Here is a 1,883-nt window from a genome sequence, read left to right as displayed (position 1 = left end):
TGGAAAAATAGTCAACTGGACCAACTGCTGCCCCTGCCCGGTAACACCTTCTCCTCATCCACCTAATCTGCCGCTCACCTTAACCACTTAATATAAACTCGCAAGGTGAGATCGCCGGATGTTTACCAACCAACTTCGACGCCCCAGCGACATCGCCTTTTTTCAGCGCTTGTTTCGCTGCTTTCAGCGCCTTGCCAGCGGCGTCGCCGACGACCGGGAACACGCCGATAGCGGCAGCGAGAAAGTCGAGCGTGTCTTCCGCTTCGGCAAAGCCCTTAATATCGCCTACCCACCACCTTGGATTGGTTAAAAACCTATCCGGTGGCAGGTGCTGACAGCGTAGAAACTACAGGGCAAGAACACGAATGTTTATTGACCAATAATCACATAAAAAAAGACCAATGCAGAGCATTAAACGCACAAATCTGGTTCTAGACAGGTCCTGTATGACTACACACCGACCGAATTGGTTAATATTTATGCATTCATGCGGTTGTCCTGGGTGTTACTCCTCATCTAAAACATCAATAATATGTTTTAACCATTCTTTAGAGGATCCCCATTCACTTGGGTAATAGTAACAACATCCCATTTTTTCAAATAATAGTGACTGAAGGTCATCATCAGTATTATCAGAATCAATCAAGTGCAATACTTGTTGTTTCAAAGAAAAAATGGTTTTACTATCAACATCTTGTTTATAAAACTTGATTACACCGTCCGCATCTGGATGGTCTAAATCCCAATCTTGGTGAAAATAAGCTCCTAACAGTTGTTCTAGCTCTGAAAAGTGTAACATCATGGTGTTGGGTATCCTGTATGTATTCTGTAGCCATCAGGCATTGTCGGATCTTTCCTAATAACAACTGTAACATTGGAAACGGGCTGAGAAGAGGTACTCCCCCTAGTCATACTGGAACCAATGACGGCTGGTGACGAATGCTTAATAACTATTTGATTAGTATTACCTTTCATAAACAAATCTATTGCACTTCGGTTAGCACTCATAGCACTAGATATGGCTGATTCTGCAACAGTCCTATCAGTAAAGGTGGATGCTACGCGAACTTTAGGGTCATTAGATAGTCGGGTAGCAAGTTCAGCATCACTTTGTCCAACATGCCTAGCAATTAAATGACCACCTGCTTTTTCATGAGCAGCCAACCCACCACTAGGAACTATCGTGCTATATTTACCTACCTCCTCACTGGCCTGATCAACCAACTTCGACGCCCCAGCGACACCGCCTTTTTTCAACGCGTGTTTTGCTGCTTTCAGCGCGTTGCCAGCGACGTCGCCGACGACCGGGATCACGCCGATGGCGGCGACGAGAAAATCGAGTGTGTCTTCCGCTTCGGCAAAGCCCTTAATATCACCGACCACCGGGACAAAATCGGCCAAGGTTGAGAAATAGCTGATCTACTTTTCAGCACATAGAGCGTAGTGCTCGTTGCTACAGGTGACGAGTATTTCGCCATCCTTCGGTTCGGTAGAGTTGCTAATTTCATAGTAGAGGCAGAAATTCTACACATTCAATCAATAAAAGGCGTTATTAAAATGCTTTTATGTATTCTGATAGCTTCAGCAATCATACTTGCGACGCTCTCAAGATACGCTATTACCTCAGTATCAACACTTTTAATCTTCAATTCATTAACTTCATCAAGTAATTTATTTAACTCAACATTACTAAATAACTCCTCATCACAATATGTTAGTCGTGACAAAAGCGGATAATGGTCTTGATCTGACTGAGCTAAAAATTTCTCATTCTCGTCATATTTTTCGATTAACTTAATTTTTTGATACTTTTCAGTATCCCATAACACAACAGTAAACATGATTAATTTACCCCCGTTTTACCAGGGAACGTATTAACTAAG

At 42.9% G+C, this 1,883-nt stretch carries 4 protein-coding genes; 1 reads left to right on the top strand and 3 read right to left on the bottom strand.

Translation table 11 applies throughout. From position 1 onward, the window contains the following. The first annotated feature begins 118 nt into the window (after positions 1–118). On the top strand, positions 119–310 hold the full coding sequence (locus EOJ37_RS14025; protein ID WP_127960490.1) for a hypothetical protein: 192 nt from the start codon (positions 119–121) through the stop codon (positions 308–310). A 195-nt stretch (positions 311–505) separates the two neighbouring features. Here the strand turns inward: EOJ37_RS14025 and EOJ37_RS14020 are convergent, their stop codons facing one another. From EOJ37_RS14020 to EOJ37_RS14010, 3 genes are all read right to left on the bottom strand, one after another. Continuing rightward, a complete protein-coding gene (locus tag EOJ37_RS14020) occupies positions 506–802 on the bottom strand; it encodes a contact-dependent growth inhibition system immunity protein (protein ID WP_127960489.1) in 297 nt (98 codons plus the stop codon). Continuing rightward, positions 799–1,401 carry an RNase A-like domain-containing protein gene (locus EOJ37_RS14015; protein ID WP_127960488.1) on the bottom strand — a complete coding sequence of 201 codons (603 nt, stop codon included), beginning with the start codon at positions 1,399–1,401 and terminating at the stop codon, positions 799–801. Before EOJ37_RS14015 ends, EOJ37_RS14020 begins: the two co-directional genes overlap by 4 nt. Positions 1,402–1,532: 131 nt before the next feature. Next, positions 1,533–1,841 carry a hypothetical protein gene (locus EOJ37_RS14010; protein WP_127960487.1) on the bottom strand — a complete coding sequence of 103 codons (309 nt, stop codon included), beginning with the start codon at positions 1,839–1,841 and terminating at the stop codon, positions 1,533–1,535. Between the last annotated feature and the right edge of the window lie 42 nt (positions 1,842–1,883).

It is taken from the genome of Serratia microhaemolytica (assembly GCF_004011885.1).
Classification (GTDB): Bacteria; Pseudomonadota; Gammaproteobacteria; order Enterobacterales; family Enterobacteriaceae; genus Serratia_G; species Serratia_G microhaemolytica.
Note: the sequence above shows the minus strand (reverse complement) of the source record. Positions and strands in the feature narration are given on the sequence as shown.

What these genes read in the sequence shown, in the direction of transcription:
- EOJ37_RS14010 (WP_127960487.1), bottom strand. Translation starts at nt 1,841, where the DNA reads ATGTTTACTGTTGTGTTATGGGATACTGAAAAGTATCAAAAAATTAAG.
- EOJ37_RS14020 (WP_127960489.1), bottom strand. Translation starts at nt 802, where the DNA reads ATGATGTTACACTTTTCAGAGCTAGAACAACTGTTAGGAGCTTATTTT.
- EOJ37_RS14025 (WP_127960490.1), top strand. Translation starts at nt 119, where the DNA reads ATGTTTACCAACCAACTTCGACGCCCCAGCGACATCGCCTTTTTTCAG.